Here is a 7,034-nt window from a genome sequence, read left to right as displayed (position 1 = left end):
GGGAGAGGGGCTGGGGGTGAGGGTGTTCCTCAGGGAGAGGGGCTGGGGGTGAGGGTGTTCCTCAGGGAGAGGGGCTGGGGGTGAGGGAGTCCCTCAGGGAGAAGGGCTGGGGGTGAGGGAGTCCCTCAGGGAGAGGGGCTGGGGGTGAGAGCAGAACTGCCCAAATCCGGCAGGCTGACTGCAAACAGGGTGCGGTTCTCGCCGCTTTCCACCCGCAGGATCCCTTGCAGCAGCTCCACCGCCTTTTTCACCAGCGGCAGGCCCAAGCCGGTGCCCCCCTGGTGGGCGTAGTCCAGTTGCGGGATGCGGTGGAACTTCTCGAAAATGCGGGGCAGGTGCTCCGCTGGGATCTCGACGCCGGTGTTGATTACCTGCAAATGGAGACCCGAAGAATCGCCCGCCACTTCCAGGTAAACCTGCTGGCCAGCAGGGGTGTATTTGGCAGCATTGGCCAGCAACTCGCTGAGGATGCGGGTGAGCAGCCCCACATCGGTGCTGAACAGGATGGGTTCAGAGGGAATGCGGGAGACAAAAGTGAGCCAGCGCTCCTGAAAGCGCAGAGCAAAGGGTGGCACCAGCTTTTCCAGCCACTCTCGCACCTCGAAGCGGGCAATCTCCAGACTGCGGCTGCCGGCCTCTAGCCGCTGCAGATCCAGCAGGTCGTTGACCAAGTCCAGCTCTTTTTGCCACTCCTGTTTGAGGATGTGGAAATAAGGGATCTGCGCCTCGGAAAGACCGCGCACCTCCAACATTTTCAAAGCCATTTTCATGTTGGTCAGAGGCGTGCGCAGCTCGTGGGAGACCATGCTGAGAAACTCTTCTTTGAGCTCGTTGAGCCGCTGCAGTTGCCGGAGCTGGGCCTGGATTTCTTGGTAGAGGCGGGCCTGGCGAATGGCGATGCTGCACTGGGTGGCCACCTGCTCGGCAAAGTGGATCTCGGCTTCAATAAACCCTTCCTGGGGCAAGCGGATCAACTTGAGAAAGCCCAGCAACGAGCCCGTGCCCAAGGAAAGCTGCCCTTCTTCCTGTTCCACAAACAGGGGGCAGGCGAGGAAGGTGCAGCGCCCCCGCAGCGGGTGATCCGTGCTGAAGTAGAGGGTCTGGCCTTGGCGCAGCTGGCGCAAAAGAACGGGATCCAAGGGCAGGGTAACCTGGCCTATAGGGGGCAGGGATCCCGCCGCTTCGTAGACCAGCGTGTAGGTCTGGGTTTCCGGATGGATGAGGGCCACACCGCAGGCGCCCAGTTGGAAAGCCTGGGTCAGCTCCCGCACCACGGTGGCCAAGATCTCCTGTTCGTCCAGGCTGGAGCCCACCTTGTCGCCAATGAGCCGCAGCATTTGCTCGTACCTTACCCGCTGGGCCAGCTCGGCATTGCGCACCTCCACCTGGTAGCGCAGCTCGGCATTGGCAGCTTGCAGTTGCTCAAACAGCTCCGCCTGTTGCAGCGCCAGCCCCAGTTGATCGGCAATTTGTCGCAAAAAATCCGGCATCCAGGGATCCCATTTTTTGGGGGCGCTGCACTGGTGGGCAATCAACAGCCCCCAGAGGCGGGCCAGCCCGCCGTCTGTGCCGTCAGGGCCAGCCGACTGCAAGATGGGCACCACCAAGTTGGCCCGCACCCCCAAGCTGGCCAGCAGCTCCCGGTGGCAGGGCTGGATGGGGGCAGTGTCGATATCTTCAATGGCGGAAATGCGGCCCTGCTGATAGGCTTGGTGCCACTGGGTTACGAAACAATGATCTTCGATAACCAGGCCCAGCAGGCTCAACTCTGGCCGGCTAACCGATTGCATGGCGATCTCGCCCACCCAATCGGGGAAAAAGCGGTAGATCACCACCCGCTCCACATCCAACAAACGGCGAACTTCCTCTACAGCAAAACTGAGGATGGACTCCACCTGCAACGATTGCCGGATCCTTTGGACGATGTGGCTGAGCAGCCGGGCTTGGTGGAGCTGCAATTGAACCTGCTCCTGGGCCTGCTTGCGCTCGCTGATATCGACAATTGAGGCGACACCGTAAATCTGTTTCTCGGGAGTCTCCGCCGCAAAAGACGAGAGATCCACCCACCGGATCTCGCCACTTTTGTGGATGTAGCGTTTTTCCATCCGGTAGCCGCGGCGGCGGCCCGCTCGTATTTCTTCGACATAGATTGCCTCCTGCCGCAGATCCTCAGGATGCGTTATGTCGGCGTAATTCATGCTCAAGAGCTCGGCCTCGGTGTAGCCGGTGAGCTGGCAAAAGCTCTGGTTCACCTTTAGCAAGTGCCCCGCCGCATCCGTGACCGCCATGCCCACCGGGGCTTGCTCGAAGAGACTTTGAAACAGATCTTGCTGATATTCCAGAGAGTGCTGAAGTTGTTGCTGTTGGTTTTGCAACTCTTTTTGCGGGGTCAAATCCTGTACGCTGACGATCATGCCGATTACCTTTCCCTGGGCATCTAGCCAGGGAGCCTCCAAAATCCGCACTGGAACCCGTTCCCCGCTGCGGCGCCTGAAGGTCAGCTCCCATCCCTGCGGTGGCCGCCCCTGGGCAAAGGCGGCGGTAATCTTGCCCATCTCTTCCGGGGGCCAATAGACAAAAGGGGGATCCTTCCCGATGAGCTCCTCCTTGGGCCAGCCCACCATCGTGGCAAAGGTCTCGTTGACGTAGATCTGTCTGCCTTGTGGATCGACGGCGGCAATGCCCAGAGGAATGGCGCGTTCGATGGCAACGCGCAAATTCAGGGTGGTTTGTAGATCTGGTAGATCCAGTTTCTCCGTTGACGGCTCCCTCCAGACTGCTACTGAAGGCGGCGGGCCTAAGGTTAGCCGCCAGCACAGCTCATCTTGGTTCACCACCCCCAACAGGGATCCCGCTTCGTCCACCACCGGCAAGTGGCGGATCCCGTGGGCCCGCATCAGCTCCAACAATGCCAGGGGATCGCGGTAGTTGCCGACGGCCAAGGTCACGACCGGGGTGGTCATCACCTCAGCCAGGGTGGATCCCTGCCAAGAGCGGTCGCTGGCCACCCACCGCAACACGTCCACAGCCGTCAAAATGCCCACCACTCGGCCTGCGTCCACCACCAAGGCGTAGGGCCAGGAGCCATTCTTTTGCGCCAGCAGGGAGAGAAGCTCGGCAAGGGAGCTGTTAAGCCCGACCAAGGGCGGCATCCGGCCAAACAACTGTTCCAGGGATCCCGATGGAGAGGGCAAATCTTGCGCCATGTCAGAGGACAACTGAACCTTAAAGTTACAGTCAAAAAAGTTGTAAAAAGTTACAGTCAAAAAGTTGTAAATAGTATCGCGGCCAGGAGCCTTTAGCCAGAACCAGACAAAATACTTAGAGGTAGTTTTGACTCTAGGTAGCTGATGGTTTTAACCTAACTTTAATCTCACAATTAAGAGTACCACGTCGAGTAAAGAAGTTTTGGGTCTTGACATAAATCTTTACATCTATTCACTATTTAAACTTACCATCCAACTAATTTATGTTGGTTTATGGACTGAGACTTCAGGAACAAGTTAAGCTCTTAGCTTGCTATTAAATTTTCAACCCTAGGTTGTGACTCTTACACCTTATCGAGATTTTGCCTTTGTCTAAAAAGGGACAATCACCATCTTGTTACTCTGTTTTTTCAAGTATCTTTGCGTCATCGGCTCAAGCTTTAATTGGTTTGATTGAAGACAGATTTGATAAGTTTTGAGAGGTCTCCAGATTGCCTGAGATCGATCCGTGCCGCTGAGGCGATCCCTTCCAGCCCTCCGACCTCTGAGAGGGGAGTTGGGAAGCGGTTCAGGCAATGACCGTGCTCTTGGATCGGCTGGAGTACAAGGAGGGATCCCTTCGCTTAAAGTGGGGCTTCCTTCGGCTAGGCTCGTGGCTGGAGCTTGCGGAAAGATGCTCGCTCCACTCAAAGAAAACAAAAACTCCTGTGGTAGTTTCCACATACTTCTTCATATCTTGAAGACTTGCTTAGAGATTGAGCTAGAGTGTTCTCAGTCAGTTTCTCTGGTGGGCCACTTTTTGGGGAGGAAAAGACATGAAAGTGGGAGATCGAGTGCGGGTGCGTACCAGCGTGATCGTCTATCACCACCCGGAATATCGCAATCAACCTTTTGACCTCAAAGGCATGGAAGGGGAGCTGAAGGCCGTGATTCAGGATTGGAATGGCCGTCCGATCAGCGCCAATTTTCCCTTTCAGGTGCAGTTTGGCAACAAGTTCCGGGCTCATCTGCAGGCCGATGAGCTAGAGTTGGTTGAGCCGGCCAACTCAGCAGAGTCTGCCGGGACGGCTGCCTAGTTGAGGCTCAGCAGCGTGCGGTTGGTTTCCAGAATCGGCCTGATCAAGTCGGCTTCCGCGGGGGTGAGGTAATTGGCCATCACCTCTTGCAGGAAGCGGTAGGTTGCCTCGCAACTGCGTTGGGTGCGGAAGGCCCGCATCAAGGTCTGAAACCAGTAGAGAAACCGCTCTTTGTAGCGTTGCTCATCGTCCAAGAGCATGGCCAAGGCGGAAAGGCGCAGCACCCGAACGGTGTCAGCTTTCCACTTGTTACTAAAGTCTTCCACCCCCCGCATGAGCAAGTAGGGATCCAGCGCGCGCATTTTCATCTCCACATCCCGGATGATCTGGGCTTCTGCCGCTTGAATCTTGCGATAGGCGCTCAGGCGTAGGTCAAAGGAAGCCAGGTAGGTTTCCATGAATTGCAGCTCCTCATCCCTGAGATAGCGCCCATCGGCAGCGATGCTCAGTTGGCGCAGTTGAGTCAGCATGGGGCTCCTTGGGCAAGCTGGAATGGGTGAGAATGAGAAAAAAACACCCCCCTTGGCTGACGGCACAGCCTGGGTCTTTTGATCCTATCCCTAAACTCCTCGCCAGAAGAGCAGGATTGCCGGGATCCTCGGCAACCCTCTCAGTCAGGTTAATATTAATTAACAGTCTGTTGTTGCAAGAACCTACTCGACCCCAGATTGTTACCTACGAGTGGCCATCTGCGAGTTCGATTCAAAAACACCCTTTGGGAGGAAACACTTCCGTGAGTCAGAAAGGTAAAAACAAAAAATGGAGAAGCGCGGGGTTGTATGCGCTGCTGGCCATCGTCTTGATCTCCTTGGCCACCACCTTCTTCGGCACCCGCCCGGCTGAGCGCCTGGAGATCAGCTACTCCGACTTGATCAGCCGCGTGGAACGGGGCGAGGTCAGCAAGGTTTTGGTGGAGACGGCCCCGGATGGTCGCCAAGTGGCCATTGCCGAGGCAGAAATCAACAACCGCGCCACCCAAGTGCAGGTAAATCTGCCCCCCCTTACTCCAGAGTTTGAAAACACCCTGGTTGCCAACGGGGTGGAGCTGGCGGTGCGCCCGGTTCAGGAGGAAGGGCTCCTCGGGCGCATTCTCAGCACCTTCTTCCTGCCTGTTTTGCTGTTGCTGGGGCTTTTTTTCCTGCTGCGGCGCGCTCAAAATGGCCCTGGCAGCCAGGCCCTCAACTTCGGCAAATCGAGGGCGCGGGTGCAAATGGAGCCGAAAACTCAAATTACTTTCAACGATGTGGCCGGTATCGAGCAGGCCAAGCTGGAGCTGGCGGAGGTGGTGGATTTCCTGAAAAATTCAGAGCGCTTTACGGCTTTGGGAGCCAAGATCCCGCGTGGGGTGTTGCTGGTGGGCCCGCCCGGCACGGGTAAAACCCTGTTGGCCCGCGCTGTGGCCGGTGAGGCGGGTGTGCCCTTCTTCTCCATTTCTGGCTCTGAGTTTGTGGAGATGTTTGTCGGGGTCGGTGCCTCCCGTGTGCGGGATCTGTTCGAGCAGGCCAAGCAAAATGCCCCCTGCATTGTCTTCATCGATGAAATCGATGCCGTGGGTCGGCAGCGGGGAGCTGGCCTGGGGGGTGGCAACGACGAGCGGGAGCAAACCCTGAACCAGTTGCTGACCGAAATGGACGGCTTTGAGGGCAACTCCGGCATCATCGTTATTGCCGCCACCAACCGTCCCGATGTGTTGGATGCGGCGCTGCTGCGGCCCGGTCGCTTTGACCGCCAAGTGACGGTGGATCGCCCTGATTTTCAGGGCCGTCTGGAGATCCTCAAGGTGCATGCCCGCGGCAAAACCCTGGCCGCCGATGTGGATCTAGAGAAATTGGCCCGCCGCACCCCTGGGTTTACCGGTGCGGATTTGGCCAACCTGCTCAACGAAGCGGCCATTTTGGCGGCCCGCCGCAACCTCACCGAGATCTCGATGGACGAGATCAACGACGCCGTGGATCGGGTGTTGGCCGGCCCGGAGAAGAAGGATCGCCTCATGAGCGAGCGGCGCAAGGAGCTGGTGGCCTACCACGAGGCGGGCCACGCCTTGGTGGGATCCCTTTTGCCCAACTACGACCCGATCCAAAAAGTGACGATCATCCCCCGCGGCCAGGCGGGTGGCCTCACCTGGTTCCTGCCCAGCGATGATGACATGGGGCTAACCACCCGTGCCCACCTGAAAAACATGATGACCGTTGCCCTGGGCGGACGGGTGGCCGAAGAGGTGATCTACGGGGAGTCGGAGATCACCACAGGGGCGGCCAGCGACCTGCAACAGGTGGCCCGCATTGCCCGCAACATGGTCACCCGCTTTGGCATGAGCGATCGCTTGGGGAATGTGGCCCTGGGTCGCCAATATGCCAACATCTTCCTGGGCCGGGAGATCGCCGCAGAACGGGACTTCTCTGAGGAGACGGCAGCCCTCATCGACGAGGAGGTGCGGCGGCTGGTGAATGAGGCCTACCAGCGGGCCACCTACCTGATTCGGGAAAACCGTGCCCTCTTGGAGCGCATCGCCCGCCGCTTGGTGGAAGCCGAGACCATCGATGGGGAAGAGCTGCAGGCGATCATCGACAGCTCTGAGGTGGTGATGCTGCCGCCTGAAAACGAGCCAGAGCCGCTGACCTTCCCGGTAACCCTCAACGCCAACGCCTAGGCCCCTCTCCTGTGCCTAGACCTGGGATCCCTGCCTTTTCCCTTGAGGAGGGCAGGGATCTCGATTTTTGCCTGATGATAGCCATCTCCCCTCTCCCTCTGG

The 7,034-nt window shown here is 58.1% G+C and carries 4 protein-coding genes; 2 read left to right on the top strand and 2 right to left on the bottom strand.

Going from position 1 to position 7,034, the window contains the following annotated elements:
• Positions 1–125: 125 nt before the first annotated feature.
• A complete protein-coding gene (locus NW826_RS04305) occupies positions 126–3,206 on the bottom strand; it encodes a PAS domain S-box protein (RefSeq protein WP_414509527.1) in 3,081 nt (1,026 codons plus the stop codon).
• A gap of 815 nt (positions 3,207–4,021) precedes the next feature.
• Here NW826_RS04305 and NW826_RS04300 point away from each other — a divergent pair.
• Positions 4,022–4,282, top strand: coding sequence for a ferredoxin-thioredoxin reductase variable chain (locus tag NW826_RS04300; RefSeq protein ID WP_414334953.1), 261 nt, complete (start codon positions 4,022–4,024; stop codon positions 4,280–4,282).
• Here NW826_RS04300 and NW826_RS04295 read toward each other — a convergent pair.
• Positions 4,279–4,752, bottom strand: a complete 474-nt coding sequence (locus tag NW826_RS04295) for a phycobilisome protein (protein ID WP_414334952.1) — start codon at positions 4,750–4,752, stop codon at positions 4,279–4,281. The two genes, NW826_RS04300 and NW826_RS04295, sit on opposite strands and share 4 nt — an antisense overlap.
• Positions 4,753–5,015: 263 nt before the next feature.
• Here NW826_RS04295 and ftsH point away from each other — a divergent pair, with 263 nt between their 5' ends.
• Positions 5,016–6,932, top strand: a complete 1,917-nt coding sequence (gene ftsH / locus NW826_RS04290) for an ATP-dependent zinc metalloprotease FtsH (RefSeq protein WP_414349016.1) — start codon at positions 5,016–5,018, stop codon at positions 6,930–6,932.
• Positions 6,933–7,034: the final 102 nt, after the last annotated feature.

Origin of the sequence: Synechococcus sp. OH20 (genome assembly GCF_047502685.1) — a bacterium.
In the GTDB taxonomy this organism is placed as follows: Bacteria; Cyanobacteriota; Cyanobacteriia; order Thermostichales; family Thermostichaceae; genus Thermostichus.
Note: the sequence above shows the minus strand (reverse complement) of the source record. Positions and strands in the feature narration are given on the sequence as shown.